Source organism: Pseudoalteromonas phenolica, assembly GCF_001444405.1.
In the GTDB taxonomy this organism is placed as follows: domain Bacteria; phylum Pseudomonadota; class Gammaproteobacteria; order Enterobacterales; family Alteromonadaceae; genus Pseudoalteromonas; species Pseudoalteromonas phenolica.
On record NZ_CP013187.1, the window covers coordinates 1467378 to 1488047 of the forward strand.

The following is a 20670-nucleotide window of genomic DNA, read 5'->3' on the forward strand; positions in this document are numbered from 1 at the left end:
TGTCTGGTTAAATATGTTTATCTAATGAAAGAAGTTTAGATATTATTAGTAAAAGTCTATGCTTCTGTTTCGTCTTGTTCTGCTTCTATTTCCGGTAACGGCCAACCACCTAATGCTTGCCATTTATTTACGATAAAGCAAAATAATTCGGCTGTACGTTCAGTGTCGTAAAGGGCAGAGTGTGCTTGGCTATTGTCAAATTCAATACCGGCTGTGCGGCATGCTTTAGCAAGTACAGTCTGGCCTAGTGCAAGACCTGCCAAAGAGGTTGTATCAAAGCTAACAAACGGATGAAAAGGAGTGCGCTTTATTTTATTACGCTCTATCGCTGCATTTAAAAAACCATGATCAAATGCGGCATTATGTGCAACAACCACTGAGCGAGAGCAACCCGCAGCTTTTTGGGCTTTTCTCACCATTTTACAGATTTCTTTGATGACAACAGCTTCATCTTCAGCACCACGTAATTCTGAAAACGGATCAATGCCGTTAAATTCAATGGCAGCTTGCTCGATGTTTGCACCTTCGAAAGGCTTAACATGAAAGTGTAGAGTTTGATCTAAACTTAGAACACCTTCATCATCCATTTTTAAAGTTGTGGCAGCGATTTCTAATAGCGCATCTGTGTCTTTGTTAAAGCCAGCTGTTTCTACGTCGATAACTACAGGAAAGAAACCACGAAAGCGTTGGGAAAATAAAGTTTGCTCTTGATCTGCCATAATGCACTTATGTTATGAATTTAAGGGGCGTATTATACTGTTTAGATAGATTTTTGCGACCCGAAATATGTCTCATTCATTTTGACTTATTGAGTGTTAAGACTGGCGGCATATTTCTTGCTTTTGAGTTGTTGAGATCATCAAAGCGGCATTATTTTGTCAGTACGGAGAACGTTGTGAAGTACAAAGCATATTTATTCGGTTTAGGACTGTTATTCGCAGACATTGGATTTGCAGATGCAGCTATGCGTCAGTATAGCGCCAATGCAGACAGTTCAAATTGGGATGTAAATAAGACCAAACGCCTTTCTTGTGCTTTGCATCATGAAATCCCATATTATGGCGAAGCCATTTTTAATGTCGTGGCCAGCAAAAATAAAGATCTGACTTTTAACCTCGATATGGTTGTTCGCCCAGAAACCTATGACTTTGCAGGTTTACAATCGGTACCGCCACAATGGCGTGCAGGGGTACCTGTACGTGATATCAGCAAAATGCAGCTATTAAAAAAGTTTGATGGCGAACTAAATAATGATGTTTCTTGGGAAATGCTCACAGAGCTTGAAAAAGGTTTTCACCCAACTTTCTATTATAAAGACTGGCAAAATAGTGCTGATCGTATTTCTGTCGCGCTCTCATCTGTAAACTTTAGACAAGCTTATTGGGCGTTTTTACAATGCCGCGATAATTTGCTGCCATACAGCTTCGAAGACATTGCCTTTACAGTAATGAATTATAAAAAGAACTCTAGCGATTTAACCAAATCGTCTCGCAAGCGCCTCGAGATGATAGGTGAGTATCTTAAAAACGATGACAATATTGAATCTATCTTTATATCGGCTTATACCGACAGCTATGGTGGTCGATGGATAAATATGGAGCTTTCGAAGAAACGTGCTAAAGCGATAAAAGACTATATGGCGAGTATGGGTGTGCCAGCCGATAAAATTCAAACAGAAGGGTTTGGTGAGAAGCGTCATGTGCAACCTAATGATAATGCCATCGGTCGTGGTAAAAACCGTCGAGTAGTTATTCAGATAGCAAAACCATAGTTTTGATTGGTTTAAAAATAGAAAAGGCGGCCCAGGTCGCCTTTTCTATTTTAATGGTTAAATCTTATTACGAATAAGATCTCTGACAATAAAGCGGTTTGGGTGAATGGCCTCATTGACTCTTAAACTATAAGGGCTTGGTTCATTACATAGTTTGGCAATCAAGTGTTCGGTTGCCAATGGCGCACTGCACAAGCCTCTTGCCCCAAAACCTGTAACGATATGCAGCCCAGCGTAAGGTACTTGTTCTTCAGAGAAATCGTACTGCTTACCTTTGCTTAAGTTTGCATAGGCATGACATAAATCTGATTTCTCTGGAACTTGACCGAGCATGGGTAAGTGGTCATTGAAACAGCATCTCACCGCGGCTTTCGCAGAAGTTATTTCGCCAAGGCTTTGCGCAAAGTCATTCTGTTCATAAAACTTCATTAACTGTGCTTTGTTGATGACATTGTCTTCGTCTTTCAATTCACGACTTTTGGTGTGTTTATCGAAGGTGGCCCCCATACAATGATGGCCATCATGACTTGGCGTAAAATAACCTTTGTGACACAGTACGGTTTTTAATCTATCAGATGCTTCACCTGATCTAATATGTGAGACTTGGCCTCTGACACCGTGTAAGCTGATATCTTTTGTTTGCTCGAACCTATCACTGTGCTCACCGGCGCAAACAAATACATCAGAGAATGGACCAACTCGGTTGTCTTCAGTAACTAAATACCACCCATCTTCGCTTTGCTCTAAAGTTTGAATGTCAGTATTGAAATGTGTTTGCACGCCTTGCAATGCATTGGCAGCATCAAATACAGCATGGGTTAACTGTGCTGGGTTTACCCAACCAGCTTCTGGAAAAAACAAACCAGAGTAGGGCAGTTCAGCACCAGCCAGTTCACTGGCTTGTGATGCATCTACAGGATAAATCAGTGCATCAGGCCATACCGCTTTTTCTACTAACTTTTTGTGCTGTAGCGCTTTGCTGTCATTCACCGCTTGGAGTAAAACCCCGCACCAATCATGATCATATTCAAAACCTTGCTCAGCAATAGCTTTGTATAACCTCAATGCGTATAAATAGCTGTGAGCATAGAATTCACTTGATGGGCTATTTTCAGATTGTAGATTGGGGTACACGGCGCCTTGTCGATTATGAGAGGCGCCTTTGGCAAGTGCATCATCTTGGCAGAATAACGTCGCGTTAATGCCTCGCTTGGCTAAATGATATAGTAAACAGCTAGAGCCAATGCCCCCACCAATGATGGCAACTTTATTGAGTGGTCTTATGTTTAAGTTATAAAACTCAGGTGTATTACGTGTGCTGTTAGCGGTATTTAACTGACCAACAACCATCTCACGTTTGCGACCAAAGCCTTTAACTTTTTTACATTCGAATCCTGCTTCTTGTAAGCCACGACGTACAAAACCTGCGGCAGTAAATGTCGCAAATGTTGCATTGTCTCGACTTAAATTTGCCATGGCATTGAACAGCGGTTGTGTCCACATATCTGGGTTTTTGCTTGGTGCAAAGCCATCTAGGTACCAAGCATCCACAATACCTAGTTGGGTGAAATTCATTTTAGGTAAAGTGTCGTGCACATCACCAAACCATAAATCAAGGACTACACGGCCATCTTCAAACTCAATGCGGTGGCAACCCTCAAGTGCGATCGGGTAGTGCTTACAAAGCTGCTCTGATAGTGATGCTAGGCTTGGCCAAGCTGCTAAAGCTTTTGCAAGTTCCGACTGTTTTATTGGAAACTTTTCAAAAGAAATAAAATGTAACTTTGCTTTGTTACCTTCTATTTGACGCCATTGTTGCCAAGTATTTAAAAAATTAAGGCCAGTACCAAAACCTGTTTCTGCAATGACAAAGTGTTTTTGGTCATGACAAGCTAAACGTGTTGAAATGTTGTTATTTTCGTAGAAAACATAGTGAGATTCGGCAAGACCGTCATCGTTGGAAAAATAAACATCATCGAAGTCGTCGGCAACCGGAGTGCCAGATTCATTAAAGTGAATTTGTGCGTTTTTGATCATGATTAATGCAATTAGGATCGAATTAATGCAGTATTCTACGTGTTTTAATTGTTTTCGTCCGTTGAAATTTAGTAAAAAACAATTCAGAGTACGAGTGTAAGCTGGAAAGCTGACCACTTGTGGTCACAATTCAAAGTAGAATACACAGAATTTAGAAATAAAATTAAGGGAATCACCCATGAGAAGAGCCGTTATTACAGGTATCGGTATTGTATCGAGCATCGGCAACGACAAGAACGAAGTATTAGAGTCTTTAAAAGCTGGTAAAAGTGGCATCGTTTTCAATCAAGAATTCGCTGACTACAATCTTCGTAGTAATGTTTCAGGTAACATCGACATCGACGTTAAGGCACACGTAGACCGTAAAGCACACCGCTTTATGGGTGATGCTGCTGCATTCTCTTATATCTCAATGGCACAAGCGATTGAAGATTCAGGTCTATCTGAAGAGCAGGTGTCTAACGAGCGCACTGGCTTAATCGTTGGTTCAGGTGGTGGTTCTTCTAAATACCAAGTAGAGGCGGCTGATATTCTTCGTGAAAAGGGTGTTAAGCGCGTAGGTCCTTACATGGTTCCTCGTACTATGGCATCAACAGCGTCAGCGTGTCTTGCAACGCCTTTCAAAATTAAAGGTGTTAACTATTCAATCAGCTCTGCATGTGCAACATCAGCGCACTGTATCGGTAATGCGGTAGAGCAAATTCAACTTGGTAAGCAAGACGTTATCTTTGCAGGTGGTGGTGAAGAACTTCACTGGACACTGGCAATGGAATTCGACGCGATGGGTGCGCTTTCAACAAAGTACAATGAAACGCCTGAAAAAGCTTCTCGCACGTACGACGCAAACCGTGACGGTTTCGTAATCTCTGGTGGTGGCGGTATCGTTGTTGTTGAAGAACTAGAGCACGCACTTGCTCGTGGCGCACATATCTATGCTGAAATCGTAGGTTACGGCGCAACTTCTGATGGCTACGACATGGTTGCACCATCTGGTGAAGGTGCGGTTCGTTGTATGAAGCAAGCAATGGCTGACGTTGAAGGTGACATCGATTACCTAAACACACACGGTACATCTACACCGGTAGGCGACGTGAAAGAGCTTGGCGCAATTCAAGAGTTATTCGGCGAAAAGTCTCCTGCTATCAGCGCAACTAAAGCAATGACAGGTCACGCACTGGGTGCTGCAGGTGTACACGAGGCTATCTTCTCACTACTTATGCTTGAAAATAACTTCGTAGCACCTTCAATTAACGTTGAAGAGCTAGACGAGCAAGCACAAGGTCTAGACATCGTAACTGAGCGTCGTGACGTTGAGCTAAATACGGTTATGTCGAACAGCTTCGGCTTCGGCGGTACTAACGCAACACTTGTGATGCAAAAGTATAAAGGCTAATACTTAACAGTTTTAAGTGTTACCAAGGATACAGCCCAGTCAATTGACTGGGCTTTTTTATGCGTGATTGGGAAGCTTTAGACACAAAAAAGCCCGTATAGTAACGGGCTTATGAAGCGTAATTGTTAATTACATGACACGCATGCCAGGCTCTGAACCTTCATCTGGGTTCAGAATGTAAATTTCTTTACCACCCGGGCCCGCTGCCAGTACCATGCCTTCTGACATACCGAAACGCATCTTACGAGGCTTAAGGTTTGCGACCATAACAGTTAGCTTGCCCTCGATATCTTCAGGTGCGTAAGCCGATTTAATACCAGCAAATACTTGGCGCGTCTCACCGCCTAAATCTAACGTGAGCTTAAGTAGCTTTTCTGCGCCTTCAACATGTTCAGCCTTAGCGATTTTCGCAACACGTAAATCAACTTTAGCGAAATCGTTAAACTCGATTTCATCTGCGATAGGCTCTTTCGCAAGCGGGCTATTAGGGTCAATCTTTGGTTTATTCGCCGCTTCTAAGCTTTCTTTTGACTCTTCAACCATTTTGTTTACTTTATCCATTTCAACACGTTGCATTAGTGCTTTGAATTTGCTGATCTCATGACCAACTAATGGCGTTTGTGCACTTTCCCAAGTCAATTCAGTGTTTAGGAAAGACTCAACGTTAGCAGCCATCACTGGAAGTACTGGTTTCAAGTAAGTTAGTAGCACTTTGAATAAGTTCAAACCAAGAGAGCATACTTGGTGAGCTTGTTCTTGTGTGTCTTCGTTCTTGATCAGTACCCAAGGTGCTTGTGCGTCGATGAACTGGTTTGCTTTGTCAGCAAGGGTCATGATCTCACGGATCGCTCGGCTATATTCACGGTTCTCATAATGCTCAGCAATGGTGTCTGACGCATTTTGGAACTCAGCTAATAGCTCAGGCTCCATGATCACATCACTTAACTTGCCGTCAAACTTCTTAGTGATGAAACCCGCACAACGAGACGCGATGTTTACAACTTTACCAACCAAGTCAGAGTTCACACGTTGTGCAAAGTCTTCTAAGTTTAAATCTAAGTCAGTAATGCCACTGTTTAGTTTAGCAGCGAAGTAGTAACGCAAGTATTCAGGGTTTAAGTGGTCTAAATAAGTACGCGCCTTAATGAAGGTGCCTTTAGATTTAGACATTTTTGCACCGTTTACGGTTACAAAGCCATGTGCGAATACATTAGTTGGCTTGCGGAAATTCGAGCCATCTAGCATTGCAGGCCAGAATAGACTGTGGAAGTAAATGATGTCTTTACCGATGAAGTGATAAAGCTCTGCATCAGAACCTTCGCCCCAGAATGCATCAAAATCTAAGCCTGATTTGTCACATAGGTTTTTGAAGCTAGCCATATAACCAATTGGTGCATCTAGCCATACGTAGAAGTATTTACCTGGTGCACCTGGAATTTCAAAACCAAAGTAAGGGGCATCACGGCTGATATCCCATTGCTGTAGACCTTCAGCAAACCACTCTTCTAGTTTGTTTGCCATTTCAGCTTGTAGGCTACCTGAGTGTAGCCACTCTTTTAGCATGTCTTCAAAGGCTGGTAGGTCAAAGAAGTAGTGCTCAGAATCTTTTAATACTGGGATTGCACCAGACATTGCAGAACGCGGATCTTTTAGCTCAGTTGGGCTGTAAGTTGCACCACATGCATCACAGCTGTCACCGTTTTGATCTTCAGCATTACATGTCGGGCAAGTACCCGTTACAAAACGGTCAGGTAAGAAAATTTCTTTCTCTGGGTCAAATAGCTGAGAAATAGTACGCTTTTTAATATGACCTTTATCGTTCAAACGATTGTAGATCAATGCGCTTAGTTCTTTGTTCTCTTCACTGTGTGTGCTGTGGTAGTTATCAAACTCAACGCTGAAGTCTGCGAAGTCACGTTGACGCTCGACACTCACATTTTTCACCATTTCTTCAGGTGTAATGCCTTGCTTTTGTGCATTGAGCATAATTGGCGTGCCGTGCGCGTCATCAGCACAGACGTAATAAGTTTCATGACCACGTAATTTTTGAAAACGTGACCAAATATCAGTTTGAATGTACTCAAGCATATGACCAAGGTGAGTTGGACCATTGGCATAAGGTAAAGCACTAGTGATGAGAATTTTTCTCTTGCTCATAAACGGTTCCATGAAATTTAAGTGATGTTGCTTAACTATTAAACAAACCACTAATTTGAGCCAAAATAAGGAACATTAAAGCCTTAGCTTAGCTGAATTGACTGGTGTTAATGGGTTGAATGTTACATAATTCCGAGGTCTTTTTCATCATTCGAGCACGTTTTATTTTTATGTTTGGACTCAATAAACTGTTTGGCAAACTTAACCCCGAAAAAACGGCGATTTTGACCGCATTATCTCAGTATAAAAGTGCGGTATTTCCTTTTGGTATCGCCAATGACTGGGTAGAAAAAGTAGATAAAACGAATGACGGTTTTGAGGTGCACCTTAATTTACCCTTTGCAGCAAAAAGTGCGTTATTAGACATTGAAGCTGAACTGCTCGAGAAAACACAGACAAAAATTAGTTTAAGTGCTGAAATTGCATTAACTTCAACTAATAAATTCAAACAAATAAAACACATTGTCTTAGTGGCATCGGGTAAAGGCGGAGTCGGTAAGTCGACTTCTGCCGTAAATCTAGTTTATGCAATGGCAGAACAAGGTGCCAAAGTCGGTATTCTAGATGCTGATATTTATGGTCCTTCTATTCCGTCTTTGTTTGGACTAGAAGACGAGAAGCCAACGACAAAAGACAATAAAACCCTGCAACCCATCATTAAAGATGGCATAAAAATGCAGTCTATTGGTTTTCTAGTACCAGCAGAAGATGCCACAGTGTGGCGAGGCCCTATGGCTTCTCAAGCACTTAACCAATTACTGAATGAAACAGATTGGGGCGAGCTGGATTATTTATTTGTTGATATGCCGCCAGGCACAGGCGATATTCAGCTCACTATGACGCAAAAAGTGCCAGCCAGTGGTGCGGTGATTATTACTACACCACAAGACTTAGCCCTTGCCGATGCACAAAAGGGCATCGCGATGTTCAATCAAGTAAACTTGCCCATACTGGGTCTGATTGAAAATATGAGCCACTACATTTGTGGCCATTGTGGTGGAAAAAACCACGTATTTGGTCAGCAAGGGGGGGAGCGTTTGGCTAGCCGCCATGGCGTACCATTATTGGCCGAAATTCCTTTAGATATTGAGATAAGAACGCACTCTGAGCAAGGTCTTAATATTGCAAAACAGCCTATTAAGGCAACAGAAAATTACACAGCATGCAGTCAACTGATCGCAAGCATGCTGCATTACCAATCAAGCACAGACTCACAAGTTGAGATTGTGATGACGGACGACTAAGAAATGAGATTATCTGATACCCATATTAAACAAGCCATTGCAGATCAAAAAATTATTATCGAGCCTTCTCCAAGTGATGACATGATCTCAGGGATCACCCTTGACTTGCGTTTAGGTAATAAATTTCGTGTATTCCAAGATCATGGTGCGCCATATATCGATCTAAGTGGCCCTAAAGACAAGCTAAACGATGCTATGGAATCAATCATGAGTGATGAAATTGAACTGGGCGAAAATGAACAGTTCTTTTTACACCCCGGTCAACTGGCCCTGGCAATGACATATGAATCAGTGACTTTACCTGCGGATTTAGTAGGTTGGTTAGATGGCCGTTCTTCACTAGCTCGTTTGGGCTTGATGGTGCATGTTACAGCGCACCGAATTGACCCAGGCTGGTCTGGCAATATTGTTTTAGAGTTTTACAACTCGGGCAAGTTACCATTAGCTTTACGTCCAAAAATGAAAATTGGTGCGTTGAGTTTCGAAACCATGACAAGTCCAGCTGAGCAGCCTTATAACGCCCGCAAAGATGCGAAATATAAGGGGCAGAATAGTGCGGTAGCTAGCCGTATCAGTGACGATAATTGTAATAATTAATTCAGCGTACGAGATTAAATTTATTTACACATTTATTCTGGCGATCCAGTAGAAAATCGACATACTTAATTCTGAGCGACAAGCTTGAATTCAAGGAGAGGGTATGTCGGTTTGGATCTTAAGAGTTTTAGTATTTTTGTTGAGTTTTGCTTGTTTCCAAGTGAAGTCAGCAGCTTTTGATATTTTCTTTTTAGAAACCATTCCCGATTCTCAATTGACGATTTTAGATGTGTTACAAGACGATGATAAATTTCAGACACTTGCACAGACACATGTTGAAATAAAACCACAACAAAAACATTGGTTCAAAATTGCACCTAACTTCTCAGAGCAAGTAGATAAGTATCATTGGGTTCTTCATACGGATAGGCTGACACAAGGCCATATTACTTTCTATTGGGTACAATCAGGAAAGTTAGTGAGTAAATCAGTTTACTCTCGGCTGAATAACAGTTCGCCAGAGCAACGTATTTTCCCTCATATTCGATTAACTTCTGAAAATAAAAATACTACTATTTACATAGAGTTAAGCAATCCGATTGCGCAGCAAATTAGTTTAAACCTAACTACGGCTGAAGAGTTTGACACTTTAAAACAGTCTAGACAATTTTGGTACGGGGCAGAACTTAGCTTGCTGTATTTTGTTGGGTTATTTATGTTTGTTATGGCTCTAACGAGTAAATACAAATATTTAGCTTATTTAGGTGGCTATTTTACATTTATTGCTTTGCAGTACAGTGTGATAACTGGTGTTGTGTATTTTTACTTACCAGATTTAGTTGCGGAATATATTGCCTCATTATCAGCGGGCTGGCTATTTTTGAGCACTGCGGCATGTATTATGTTTAATGCTAAATTTTTATCGCTTAAATATAGTAATAAAAGTGTTTACCGAGTTGTTCAAACAACGGCACGATTTTTTTTGGCAGCCGCATGCTTTGTCGTAATTTTTCAAACTTCTGTTTCGGTGTCTGCTCAAGTAGTAAGCTTCATCATTTTACTATTATGCATTGGGTCTTCTTATTACCATGCAATTGCACATAAAAGGCCGTTAATAAAGTTAATGCTATTGGCTTGGCTACCAGCTTTACTCATAGAAGTTGGAAGAATTACACTTGTTTCAGGGTTTATCGCGCAAAGTGAATTGGTGTGGCCTGTTCGTATTCTGGTATTTTCGCATGTAATACTGATTTGCTTGGCAATCTACTTACTTGATAAAAAAAAGCAGGACTCTTTCGCCTTTTACAGCCTTCATGATAAGGATACAGGACTTGCAAATCGCCAAGCTCTTCATCATTTCTTAGAAGCATTGGTTGTTTCTAAAAAAAATCATACCATTTTGGCCTTCAGCCCAATGATGTCAGATCAAGTTAAGTTAAGTTTTGGAGTTGAATACGCAAATAAACGCTTAAAAGTACTTTTTAAAAAACTAAAAAGTCAGTTAAGTCAGTATCTTGAAAGTGGTTTTAATGAACAAACTCATGAGCTGTACAAGTTATCTGATGATACATTTGCTCTGGTATTGGTTGGAGACTTATCTTTAAATCAAATTGAGCAATATGTTTGCCTATTGGCTGGTGTTTTTGAAGAGGGCGTTGAATATAAAGGCTTCCAACTGTCGGATCAGATCAAAGCCGGAGTGGCACATTTTCCGACTCATGCGATTAACTCAGAGCTACTTATTCAAAGAAGTTTGTTAGCTTTGGCCGATAATCAATCATATGGTGCGAATTGGCATATTTATGATCCGAGTATTGCTGCAATGGCTGAAAGGAGACTAAAGCTTTCGGCAGCGCTACAACACGCTATTCAGAATAATGAATTGTCACTCTTTCTTCAGCCTCAAGTTGTTCTATGTACAGGGCAGGTCTATGGGGCTGAGGGGTTATTACGATGGCAGCATCCTGACTTAGGATTTATCACGCCTGATGAATTTATACCTATCGCTGAGGCTTCAGGACAAATTAACGCATTGACTGAGTGGGTTATCACGCAAGGGTTGAATTACCAACAAGAAATAATAAAAGTGTACCCCAATCATATGTTATCTTTGAATATTTCAGGTAAAGACTTATCTCGAAAAGAGCTTATTGTTCAGTTGATCACACAACTTAATGAACTGGCATTAGACCCATCGCAGATTATATTGGAAATAACAGAATCAGTAGCAATAGCTGGTGAAGGGCAGCTAAAAGACACGATCGAAGACTATCGTCATTTAGGCGTTAAAATTGCTATAGATGACTACGGAACAGGCTATTCTTCTCTTGCTTACTTAAGTGAACTTGGTTTTGACGAACTTAAAGTTGATAAGCAGTTTGTAATGGATATTGATACATCTAGTAAAAACCAAACCATCTGTAAAACCACATGTGATATGGCGAAGAGTTTAGGCTCAATAGTTGTCGCAGAAGGTGTAGAAAGTTTATCGAGTTATAATAAACTTATGAATTATGGCTGTGATATTGGCCAAGGTTATTTTATTTCAAAACCTATTAGGTTTGATGATTACATGCATTGGTTAACTCAAGCTAATCAAGCTATCGATGTAAAGCAGTTCCTAGTGCGTTAAAATAGCGATAAATATATTGCTCTAACACTTCTCTGAGTTCTTTGCTTGGAAAGCCGCCTTGTTTAGCAAGATTACTTTTTTTAACGCCTGACACTAAATAATGATTTTTAATTTCATTATGATGTCCTATACATGCTTCGAATGCACGCGCTGTCATTTCTTGGGGGCGGCTAAAATAGTTTTGATTATATGTTTTATCGAGAGAGATTGACTGTTTAAAATATTGACTCACTTGCTGTCCATTATCATCTAAAAAACAGTGTTTATAAAAGTTTGAGAGTACCTCATTTAGTGGGTGAGGATGAAAAGACTTTTCAGTGAGCCATGATGCAGAGGCAAAATCAAAATACTGGCTTTTCGGATATAAAAATTTACAGATATAATGATCAAATGCATGCCACCATTCATGTGCAAGTGCGCCAGTTCCTGCATTTTTGGCTAGCGCTAAAATTTTTCCATTGCTATCGTAATGCGCTTGAACGCCTTTTTGTCCACCTGAGCCAAAACTTAAACTTAGCGTTTTTCTTAAGCCAATGACTTCAGGAGGAACGTTCAGTATTTGAGTTAAATCAGCAAGACTATCGTAAATTAAGTTAGCTGCGATGAAGCGTTCTTCCTTGGTTACCCAAGCACCGACCGTGATTGTTTTAAAGCCAAAGGTACGTTTAATATCTTCAAATAAAATTTGGTCACCAAATCTATAATCTGGTCCTTGTCTATAAAAATCACTTGTTAGTCTTGCCATAGTTATTCTTCAAAGTACCTTGCTTTAACATGGTCAGGCATAAACTTGGTTTGTTGTTCGATCATGCCATTAAGAAGATGCAGCAAAGGTTGATTATCACAACCGTCAACAATATGAATAAAGTGACCAACCGCTTCTAAGGTCGAGAGACTGTAGCTTTGCTCGGCTTTACGGATACGATATTGGTTCTCAGGTATGGCAGAAAAACTTATTTTCTGTAACGTGTGCAAGTAAGGGGTTAAAGCAAAAATTTTATTGGTTTTTTTCCAAGTACCATCAATAACTACCAAGTGAGTGAGCTTAGGTGAAAGTAATGAGCAGTCATGAGCATCGATACTACTTTCGCCAGGATATAAAAGTGCAGTGCTTTCTTTAGGTAAGCCCATGAGTACTGATGCGAACTCACTTCCGGATTCACCAACAACAACTTGTATGTCGCTTAATTGTAGCTGTAATAGGCGAACGGTATTTTTAGCTAAGTTTACTTCGTCAGGGTGCTGCAGGATGATAATTTTGGTGCGATTCTTTACTTTCTCAGAGACATAATCGCAGACACACGTTGTTACAGGATAATGACATTTTGTACAGTTTGTTCGTTTCATTTTCATTTTCAAGCTCGTAACCTAAGCTGATTTTATCATATTGGTGATTATCTTTTGCCATCATGAAGGTATTTTACTACATTATTGAAAGATATAACGAAAGAGAGCAGTTATGAATGTAACAATCAATGAAGATGCGCTGGCCGGGATGCAAGCTCTGCTAGGAGAGCAATTTGCTGATACGGTGGTGTTTTGCTGTAGTGAGTTTGAGAGACTCGAAAATGAACTGAGAATGGCATTGAACAATGATAAACAAGAAGCCATTCGCCATGCTCATAGTTTAAAGTCAAATGCGGCTCAATTTGGTGCAACTAGCCTTAGTAATTTAGCACGTGCGATTGAGCAAGGGTTAATACAAGATGACCTTGATGATATGGACGATAATATGGCTCGACTGTCAGCTCAAGTCTCTGGTTCGAAGTCGCAACTATTACAATGGCTAGAAGTAAATTGCAGCTAGAATAAATTTCATTTCAATTATCTTATTTCCCTCTGGTTTTTGCCGTGTGCTTTAGGCTATGCTGGCTCTATTGGGGGGAAATATGTCAAATATTACTAAAAGCAATAAATTACATGGCGTTTGTTATGACATTCGCGGTCCTGTTTTGCAGCAAGCAAAACAGATGGAAGATGATGGTCTCAAGGTTTTAAAATTAAATGTAGGTAACCCTGCTGCTTTTGGTTTTGACATGCCAGAAGATATGCACAGGGATATCATTCGCAACTTGTACTCAGCTCAAGGTTACTGTGACTCTAAAGGGTTATACTCGGCTCGTGTAGCTGTTTATCAGCATTATCAGCAAAAGCAGCTACCACATATTAGTGTTGATAATATATACATTGGTAATGGGGTGAGCGAGCTTATTCAGATGACCACACAAGCGTTGTTAAACTCGGGAGATGAAGTACTTATTCCTGCTCCTGATTACCCGCTTTGGACAGCATCAGTAAAGTTATCGGGTGGTAAGCCTGTGCATTATATGTGTGATGAAGAACAAGATTGGTTCCCAGACATAGCTGATATTCGCGCTAAAATCACTGATAAAACTAAAGCACTGGTGTTAATCAACCCGAATAACCCGACAGGGGCGGTTTATGATAAAGCATTATTAGAAGAGTTGGTAAAGGTTGCGCGTGAGCATAATCTGCTTATTTTGAGCGATGAGATCTATGAAAAGATCCTTTATGATGGGGTAGAGCATTTCTCTATCGCTGCGCTGTGTGATGACCTACCTGTGATTACATTCAATGGCTTGGCGAAAACATATCGTGCTGCTGGTTTAAGAATGGGATGGATGATCTTAAGTGGTAATATTGATGCGATGAGTGACCTTATTACTGGATTAGATATCCTCGCTTCGATGCGTTTGTGCGCTAACGTACCAGCACAGTTTGCAATACAGCAAGCTCTTGGTGGTGTGCAATCTATCGATAATTTAATCGAGCCCGGTGGCCGTTTATATGAGCAAAGAAACATAGCCTACGAAGGCTTGAATGCCATTGATGGCATCAGCTGCGTGAAACCAAAAGGTGCGTTGTATGCTTTTGCGAAAATTGATGTAGAGAAATTTAACGTCACCAACGATGAAAAAATGATGCTGGACCTATTAAAGCAAGAGAAAATACTGCTTGTACATGGTCGAGCTTTTAACTGGTACAAACCAGATCACTTCAGATTGGTTTTCCTGCCTCATAAAGATGAATTGATACCTGCGATGGACAAAATGCAGCGTTTCTTTGCAAGTTACAAGCAGTAAAAATTCAATATACGGAAAAAGCGCCAACAGGCGCTTTTTTATTTTTATATCTTTTATAAAGGCGCAGGACCTGTACTTTCCCGTACCACAATAGACGGTGTAAAGTTTGTAATGATGTCTTTTTCTTGCTTACGGCTGCTGCGAGCCTTACTAAACAGTAAACGTGCAGCATGTTCTGAAATCACGTTATTGGCCTGGTGAGCAGTGGTTAGTTTTGGCCAAGTTTGGCGAGAAAACGGTGAATCTTCAAATCCAGAAATAGATAATTGTGCCGGAATTTCAATGTTCATCAAGCGAGCAGCAAATAATGCCCCCGCGGCAACCTCATCGTTACCGCCTAAAATAGCGGTCACACCGAGCTTGTTGTTATCAGCCAAAAGGTGTTTTGCACCGTTGACACCTGACTCGAAAGAGTAATGTCCCTCAAAAATAAGTGATTGATTAAAACTAATATCGTTATCAGATAATGCTTGCTGATAACCCGCTAATCGTTCAGTTGTTGATTTATGCTCTTTATCGCCTAACACAAACGCAATATTTTTGTGGCCATGTTTAATGAGATGTTCTGTGATTTCATATGCAGCAGCAAAGTCATTGACTAAAATGCAGTTATTTTTGCCTTCATTTTGCTCTTCTCGACCTGATAGTAAGCGAACATACGGCATATTCATTTCGTCAAGCATATCTATGATATTTTGTTGCTCTGAAAGTGGTGGTGTCAGCACTAACCCGGCAAGGCGAGAACGTTGAATCATAGTTTTGAACTCATCCTGCATTTGGTCGTCAGTACTACTACATGGATGAATAACAAGTTCAAAGCCTTCATCTCTACAACGAGAAAGCACGCCGTTTTGCATATCGATGACATAATAGGCGTTTGGATTGTCATAAACTAAAGCGACTGCAAAAGATGAAGTACCCGCAAGATTTCTCGCCGCAATGTTAGGTTGGTAATTCAATTCCTTTACGGCTTCCATTACGAGGTCGTAAGTCTTTTTACGCACAGAAGGTTCTTTGTTGATAACGCGAGATACGGTCTTCATAGACACGCCAGCTAGTTTGGCAACGTCGTTAATAGTCACTTTCATAATTTATTATTCTTCAGCGTGAGAGAGCGAAACGGGCTCTTATTTCATTAAATGGTAATGATGATTAACTATTTTAACCAGGAAAGGAAATAAATAGCATCCTATCTGGAAATAAAAATTTGACTGATACCGGTGTCATTTTAAAAATATTCAGGTATTATCCACATTCTAAAATTGGAAATTAGCCAATTGACAGCGTTGTCATTTTAACTTATGGTTAACTCTGTCGAGTAAAATAAGTGCCTTTTTCAATATATAAGTATGTGCACAATCGTGTTTAGGGGAATGAGTTATGAACTGCCGAAGTGAACTAAGTAGCTGGCAAATGCTTGAGAAATCAGCGGAAAATTTGAAGCAAAAGCATTTGAAAACGTTATTTTCAAATGATGAAAAACGTTTTGACAAGTTTTCTACTCAGATCCCGGGAATGCTTTTTGATTACTCTAAACAGTTAATTGACGAATCAACATTTGCGCAACTTATTAAACTTGCAGAGCAATGTGACATTGCTTCATGGCGTGAAAAAATGTTTTCTGGTGATAAAATTAACATCACGGAAAATAGAGCAGTATTGCATACAGCACTAAGAAATCGTTCAAACTCAGTGGTTGAAGTAGATGGCGAAGATGTCATGCCATTAGTAAACGCTGAACTAGAAAAAATTAAATCTTTTACTGACAAAGTGCGTTCGGGCGAATGGTTAGGATTTACAGACAAATCAGTAAAAGATGTGGTTGCAATTGGTGTTGGTGGTTCTAATTTAGGCCCTCAAATGGCAACTGAAGCATTAAAAGCTTACGCAGATGACACATTAAATGTACATTACGTTTCAAATGTTGATGGTGTTCAGTTACATCAGGCGCTAGCAGGATTAAATCCTGAGACTACGTTATTTGTGATTTCTTCAAAAACGTTTACTACTTCTGAAACCATGACCAATGCACGATCATCAGTTGCGTGGTTCTTAGAGTCTGATGCAACAGAAGCTGATATTGCAAAACACTTCGTTGCTGTAAGTACAAACCTTGAGAAAACACGTGCGTTTGGTATTGCAGACGAAAATGTATTTACTATGTGGGATTGGGTTGGTGGTCGCTTCTCTCTTTGGAGCGCAATCGGTCTACCTATTGCACTTTATCTAGGTTATGAGCAGTTTGAAGCTGTGTTGGAAGGCGCTTTTGAAATCGACGAGCACTTCAAAACGGCTAAATTTGAAGACAATATTCCGTTGATCATGGCACTTTTAAGTGTTTGGAACACCAGCTTTTTAGGCCATACAGCGCAAGCAATTTTACCTTATGATCAAGCACTACATATGCTTCCTGCTTACCTGCAACAGGGTGAGATGGAAAGTAATGGCAAGCATGTATCATTTGATGGTCGCCAAGTGCCATATACAACCGTCCCGCTAATATGGGGTATGACAGGTATTAATGGTCAGCACGCATTTTATCAGTACTTACATCAAGGCAATACGATTGTACCTGCTGATTTTATCGCTTCTTTGAAGCCACAGCATAATGTTGGCCAGCATCACGATATTTTATTATCTAACTTCTTCGCACAAACTGAAGCCATGATGGCAGGTGTTGATGCAGATCAGGTTCGTGCAGATTTAACTGCAAAAGGCAAAACTGAAGCAGAAATTGAGCAATTAATTGCACACAAAATTCATCAGGGCAATCGTCCGACAACGTCTATGATATTAGATGTGGTTGATGCTAAAGCGGTTGGTCGATTAATCGCTTTATACGAACATAAAATATTCTGCCAAGGCATTATTTTAGAGATCTGTTCTTTTGACCAATGGGGTGTTGAACTTGGTAAAGGTTTAGCATCAGCGATTGAAGCAGAATTAACGCAAGAAAACGTTGAGCACCAACATGATAGTTCAACGTCTGGATTAATTGCTTACTATAAGCAAAATCGTTAAGGGATTTCGCCTCATCCGAGGCACACCGGTTTCACGCAAAGTGAAAACAATACCTTTGAACGGGTAGCGCTGGAGTTCTTAGGGCCTGTATTTTTGTGAGAGGAATTACAGAGCCCCTAAGACTCATTTTTAATCTTTTTCATCGTTCCAGCCCCCGTGAAATGCAAACGAATTCAATACCGCAAACCAAGCTTGCTTGGTAAACTACCCAGTAAGCAAGTATGTAGCGCGCCAGAGACAAACGTCGCGCCTAACCATGTAGAGAGTAAATTATGCTTAACCCTTTTGATATTGTAATTTTTGGCGGTGGTGGTGATTTAGCACTTCGTAAATTATTGCCAGCGATGTATAGAGCTTATCAAGAAGGCAACTTACCTGAAGGCTCTCGTATTTTGCCAACCGTTCGTGGTCAAGAACAACAACAAGAATACATTGAAACGGCGCATCAGGCACTTAAGTCATTTTTATCTGATGGCGAGTTTAATGATAAAGATTGGCAAGCGTTTTCAACTTATCTGATCCCTGTTGTGATTAACGTGACAGAGGCTGATGATAACTGGAATGAGTTACACAAAATTTTAAATTCAGACGCTGAAGACAAATCTCGTGTTTTCTACCTATCTCTTCCGCCTGCTGTATATGGCCAGTGTTGTGAAATTTTATCTTCGAAAGGTCTTATCACTGAAACATCACGTGTAGTAGTAGAGAAGCCAATTGGTTATTGCGGTAAGTCAGCAGAAGAAATTAACGCGCGCATTGCTGAGTTCTTCAAAGAAGAGCAGATATTCCGTATTGACCATTACTTAGGCAAAGAAACAGTACAAAATTTAATGGCCTTGCGCTTTTCGAATGCATTATTCGAAAACCTATGGGATGCCAAAACCATTGATAATATTCAGATCAGCATTTCTGAAACCGTTGGTTTGGAATCTCGTGCTGGGTTTTATGACAAAGCCGGTGCGCTTCGTGATATGGTTCAGAACCATCTGTTACAACTACTTTGCTTGGTGGCGATGGAATCTCCTCATAAGTTAAATGCAAAGAGTATTCGTACAGAAAAATTAAAAGTATTAGAAGCGCTTCGTCCATTACTTGGCGAAGACGTTGATAATAACGTGGTACGCGGCCAATATGTTCCTGGTGAGTTGGGTGGCAAAATTGTCCCAGGTTATCTTGAAGAGCTTGCAGAAGGCGCGAGTACTACAGAAACATTTGTGGCTATTCGTGCGCATATAGATAACTGGCGTTGGTCAGGGGTGCCTTTCTATCTAAGAACGGGCAAACGTATGAAGCAACGTTGTGCTGAAATTGTGGTTGAATATAAGCCAGTTTCTCACAATGTATATGGCAACAATGTAGGCCCAGTACAGCCAAACCGTCTTGTTATTCGTCTGCAACCAGAAGAAAGCATTCAACTGACACTGATGTCTAAAAAGCTCGACAAGCACGAAATGCAACTTCAGCCTGTTACGCTAAATATTGAGTTAAGTGACCAGTATGAAAATGGCTTCCATTCAGATGCATATAAACGTTTGATGCTTGATGCAGCAGCAAATAACCCGTCACTGTTCATTCACAGACAGGAAGTTCGACGCGCATGGAAATGGATTGACCCAATAATTGCTCGCTGGCAAGAAAAGGGAGCACCTTCACTTTATCGTGCAGGTTCATGGGGACCAGAAGCGGCTGATGAACTATTAGAAGAGTGTAACCATAAATGGTTTAATGTAGGAGAGGGCGCATAATGGCTAAATTAACGGAACGTTTTTTTGATTCAAAAGAACAAATGACTGAAGCCTTGTCTGCTTTATTAAAAGAACAGTTATCATCTGGTATTGAACAAGATGGAAATGCAGTACTTATGGTTTCAGGTGGTTCATCACCTGCTCCAGCATACAAGTATCTAGCAAACTTGGAATTCTCTTGGGAGAAAGTGTCTGTTGCAATGGTTGATGAACGTTGGGTAGATGTCACCCATGAAAAGTCTAATGAGTCTTTTATCAATTCTACTCTGTTACAAAATCATGCGGCCAATGCGAATTTTGTCACTATGAAAAATTCAGCAACCTCAGCAATAGAAGGTCAAGCTGAATGTGAAAAAGCCTATGCTGAACTAAAAACGGCAGACGTGACTATTTTAGGGATGGGACCTGATGGCCACACAGCGTCTTTATTTCCGCATGCAGAAGGGTTAAAAATCGGTCTAGAAAGTACAGGCAAAGTTTGTGCTATTAATGCAATTGAAAGTGATGTAACAGGTAGCATTACTGAACGTATGAGTTTAACGCTCAAAGGTATTGCAGATTCTCGCAAAGTTGTATTGCTTATTTCTGGTGAAGCGAAAAAAGCAGTCTACGAAAACGCTAAGACGGAAGGCTCAGAGTATGATATTCCTTTGAGAGCTGTTTTGAATCATCCTGACATTGATTTAACAGTGTTTTGGTCTCCTTAACATTTCAGTTTTCATTAGTAGTATCCTAAGCGCGCCGAATGGCGCGCTTTTGTTTTTAAATGGCTTTTCTAAAATATCTTTGAATTTAATTTAAAACACTTATTACTTTTTGTATGCCTGACTAACTAAGGTAGAGTCATTGCAATACATTAACAGTAACCTCCTAGTCTTAAAATAATCAATATTTTTATTTTCGACTGTTATGCATAGTCTTCATTGATAATTTTAATTTCTGAAATGAAGCTTAAACGAGCTCTCATCATGTCTAAATTAGATTTTTTGCTAAATAGAGATAGACATAAATGTAATTAAATATGTATAA

Annotated in this window: 16 protein-coding genes; 10 read left to right on the plus strand and 6 right to left on the minus strand. The window is 40.3% G+C overall.

The window, feature by feature from the left end; all coding sequences use genetic code 11:
• Nucleotides 1-56 precede the first annotated feature (56 nt).
• Nucleotides 57-719 (minus strand): ribonuclease T, encoded by a 663-nt coding sequence (gene rnt, locus PP2015_RS06500; RefSeq protein WP_058029497.1) that lies wholly within the window; start codon nucleotides 717-719, stop codon nucleotides 57-59.
• 209 nt (nucleotides 720-928) lie between these two features.
• Between rnt and PP2015_RS06505 the strand changes: the two genes are divergently transcribed.
• Nucleotides 929-1771, plus strand: coding sequence for a flagellar protein MotY (locus tag PP2015_RS06505; RefSeq protein WP_058031563.1), 843 nt, complete (start codon nucleotides 929-931; stop codon nucleotides 1769-1771).
• Between the two features lie 57 nt (nucleotides 1772-1828).
• Here the strand turns inward: PP2015_RS06505 and mnmC are convergent, their stop codons facing one another.
• Entirely contained in the window at nucleotides 1829-3808 is a 1980-nt protein-coding gene (mnmC, locus tag PP2015_RS06510; protein WP_058029498.1) for a bifunctional tRNA (5-methylaminomethyl-2-thiouridine)(34)-methyltransferase MnmC2/FAD-dependent 5-carboxymethylaminomethyl-2-thiouridine(34) oxidoreductase MnmC1, read from the minus strand.
• 178 nt (nucleotides 3809-3986) lie between these two features.
• Between mnmC and fabB the strand changes: the two genes are divergently transcribed.
• Nucleotides 3987-5201, plus strand: coding sequence for a beta-ketoacyl-ACP synthase I (fabB, locus tag PP2015_RS06515; protein WP_058029499.1), 1215 nt, complete (start codon nucleotides 3987-3989; stop codon nucleotides 5199-5201).
• Between the two features lie 129 nt (nucleotides 5202-5330).
• Here fabB and metG read toward each other — a convergent pair whose 3' ends face one another.
• On the minus strand, nucleotides 5331-7358 hold the full coding sequence (metG, locus tag PP2015_RS06520; RefSeq protein ID WP_058029500.1) for a methionine--tRNA ligase: 2028 nt from the start codon (nucleotides 7356-7358) through the stop codon (nucleotides 5331-5333).
• Nucleotides 7359-7528: 170 nt separating this feature from the next.
• Here metG and apbC point away from each other — a divergent pair, with 170 nt between their 5' ends.
• From apbC to PP2015_RS06535, 3 genes are all read left to right on the plus strand, one after another.
• Nucleotides 7529-8602: an iron-sulfur cluster carrier protein ApbC gene (gene apbC / locus PP2015_RS06525; protein ID WP_058031564.1), complete on the plus strand. Its 1074-nt coding sequence runs from the start codon at nucleotides 7529-7531 to the stop codon at nucleotides 8600-8602.
• Between the two features lie 3 nt (nucleotides 8603-8605).
• A complete protein-coding gene (gene dcd / locus PP2015_RS06530; RefSeq protein WP_058029501.1) occupies nucleotides 8606-9199 on the plus strand; it encodes a dCTP deaminase in 594 nt (197 codons plus the stop codon).
• Between the two features lie 103 nt (nucleotides 9200-9302).
• Nucleotides 9303-11771: an EAL domain-containing protein gene (locus PP2015_RS06535; protein ID WP_058029502.1), complete on the plus strand. Its 2469-nt coding sequence runs from the start codon at nucleotides 9303-9305 to the stop codon at nucleotides 11769-11771.
• On the opposite strand, the gene PP2015_RS06540 is transcribed toward PP2015_RS06535, so the two are convergent.
• Both PP2015_RS06540 and PP2015_RS06545 read right to left on the minus strand, forming a co-directional pair.
• Nucleotides 11740-12516 carry a CLCA_X family protein gene (locus PP2015_RS06540; protein ID WP_058029503.1) on the minus strand — a complete coding sequence of 259 codons (777 nt, stop codon included), beginning with the start codon at nucleotides 12514-12516 and terminating at the stop codon, nucleotides 11740-11742. The genes PP2015_RS06535 and PP2015_RS06540 overlap by 32 nt on opposite strands.
• 2 nt (nucleotides 12517-12518) lie before the next feature.
• Nucleotides 12519-13124 carry a tRNA-uridine aminocarboxypropyltransferase gene (locus tag PP2015_RS06545; RefSeq protein ID WP_227009180.1) on the minus strand — a complete coding sequence of 202 codons (606 nt, stop codon included), beginning with the start codon at nucleotides 13122-13124 and terminating at the stop codon, nucleotides 12519-12521.
• Nucleotides 13125-13230: 106 nt separating this feature from the next.
• Here PP2015_RS06545 and PP2015_RS06550 point away from each other — a divergent pair, with 106 nt between their 5' ends.
• Together PP2015_RS06550 and PP2015_RS06555 are read left to right on the plus strand one after the other, a co-directional pair.
• On the plus strand, nucleotides 13231-13578 hold the full coding sequence (locus tag PP2015_RS06550; RefSeq protein WP_058029504.1) for an Hpt domain-containing protein: 348 nt from the start codon (nucleotides 13231-13233) through the stop codon (nucleotides 13576-13578).
• A gap of 82 nt (nucleotides 13579-13660) precedes the next feature.
• Nucleotides 13661-14875, plus strand: coding sequence for a pyridoxal phosphate-dependent aminotransferase (locus tag PP2015_RS06555; RefSeq protein WP_058029505.1), 1215 nt, complete (start codon nucleotides 13661-13663; stop codon nucleotides 14873-14875).
• A 53-nt stretch (nucleotides 14876-14928) separates the two neighbouring features.
• Here the strand turns inward: PP2015_RS06555 and PP2015_RS06560 are convergent, their stop codons facing one another.
• Nucleotides 14929-15963 (minus strand): LacI family DNA-binding transcriptional regulator, encoded by a 1035-nt coding sequence (locus PP2015_RS06560; protein ID WP_058029506.1) that lies wholly within the window; start codon nucleotides 15961-15963, stop codon nucleotides 14929-14931.
• A gap of 292 nt (nucleotides 15964-16255) precedes the next feature.
• Here PP2015_RS06560 and pgi point away from each other — a divergent pair, with 292 nt between their 5' ends.
• The 3 genes from pgi to pgl all read left to right on the plus strand — a co-directional run bounded on the left by pgi (nucleotide 16256) and on the right by pgl (nucleotide 20348).
• Nucleotides 16256-17896: a glucose-6-phosphate isomerase gene (pgi, locus tag PP2015_RS06565; RefSeq protein WP_058029507.1), complete on the plus strand. Its 1641-nt coding sequence runs from the start codon at nucleotides 16256-16258 to the stop codon at nucleotides 17894-17896.
• A gap of 272 nt (nucleotides 17897-18168) precedes the next feature.
• Complete coding sequence (gene zwf, locus PP2015_RS06570; protein ID WP_058029508.1) at nucleotides 18169-19641, plus strand: glucose-6-phosphate dehydrogenase; 1473 nt, start codon at nucleotides 18169-18171, stop codon at nucleotides 19639-19641.
• Entirely contained in the window at nucleotides 19641-20348 is a 708-nt protein-coding gene (pgl, locus tag PP2015_RS06575; RefSeq protein WP_058029509.1) for a 6-phosphogluconolactonase, read from the plus strand. Before zwf ends, pgl begins: the two co-directional genes overlap by 1 nt.
• Nucleotides 20349-20670 lie beyond the last annotated feature (322 nt).

What these genes read in the sequence shown, in the direction of transcription:
- rnt (WP_058029497.1), bottom strand. Translation starts at nt 719, where the DNA reads ATGGCAGATCAAGAGCAAACTTTATTTTCCCAACGCTTTCGTGGTTTC.
- PP2015_RS06540 (WP_058029503.1), bottom strand. Translation starts at nt 12,516, where the DNA reads ATGGCAAGACTAACAAGTGATTTTTATAGACAAGGACCAGATTATAGA.
- PP2015_RS06545 (WP_227009180.1), bottom strand. Translation starts at nt 13,124, where the DNA reads ATGAAAATGAAACGAACAAACTGTACAAAATGTCATTATCCTGTAACA.
- zwf (WP_058029508.1), top strand. Translation starts at nt 18,169, where the DNA reads ATGCTTAACCCTTTTGATATTGTAATTTTTGGCGGTGGTGGTGATTTA.
- fabB (WP_058029499.1), top strand. Translation starts at nt 3,987, where the DNA reads ATGAGAAGAGCCGTTATTACAGGTATCGGTATTGTATCGAGCATCGGC.
- pgi (WP_058029507.1), top strand. Translation starts at nt 16,256, where the DNA reads ATGAACTGCCGAAGTGAACTAAGTAGCTGGCAAATGCTTGAGAAATCA.
- PP2015_RS06555 (WP_058029505.1), top strand. Translation starts at nt 13,661, where the DNA reads ATGTCAAATATTACTAAAAGCAATAAATTACATGGCGTTTGTTATGAC.
- dcd (WP_058029501.1), top strand. Translation starts at nt 8,606, where the DNA reads ATGAGATTATCTGATACCCATATTAAACAAGCCATTGCAGATCAAAAA.
- PP2015_RS06560 (WP_058029506.1), bottom strand. Translation starts at nt 15,963, where the DNA reads ATGAAAGTGACTATTAACGACGTTGCCAAACTAGCTGGCGTGTCTATG.
- metG (WP_058029500.1), bottom strand. Translation starts at nt 7,358, where the DNA reads ATGAGCAAGAGAAAAATTCTCATCACTAGTGCTTTACCTTATGCCAAT.
- PP2015_RS06550 (WP_058029504.1), top strand. Translation starts at nt 13,231, where the DNA reads ATGAATGTAACAATCAATGAAGATGCGCTGGCCGGGATGCAAGCTCTG.
- mnmC (WP_058029498.1), bottom strand. Translation starts at nt 3,808, where the DNA reads ATGATCAAAAACGCACAAATTCACTTTAATGAATCTGGCACTCCGGTT.
- apbC (WP_058031564.1), top strand. Translation starts at nt 7,529, where the DNA reads ATGTTTGGACTCAATAAACTGTTTGGCAAACTTAACCCCGAAAAAACG.
- PP2015_RS06535 (WP_058029502.1), top strand. Translation starts at nt 9,303, where the DNA reads ATGTCGGTTTGGATCTTAAGAGTTTTAGTATTTTTGTTGAGTTTTGCT.
- pgl (WP_058029509.1), top strand. Translation starts at nt 19,641, where the DNA reads ATGGCTAAATTAACGGAACGTTTTTTTGATTCAAAAGAACAAATGACT.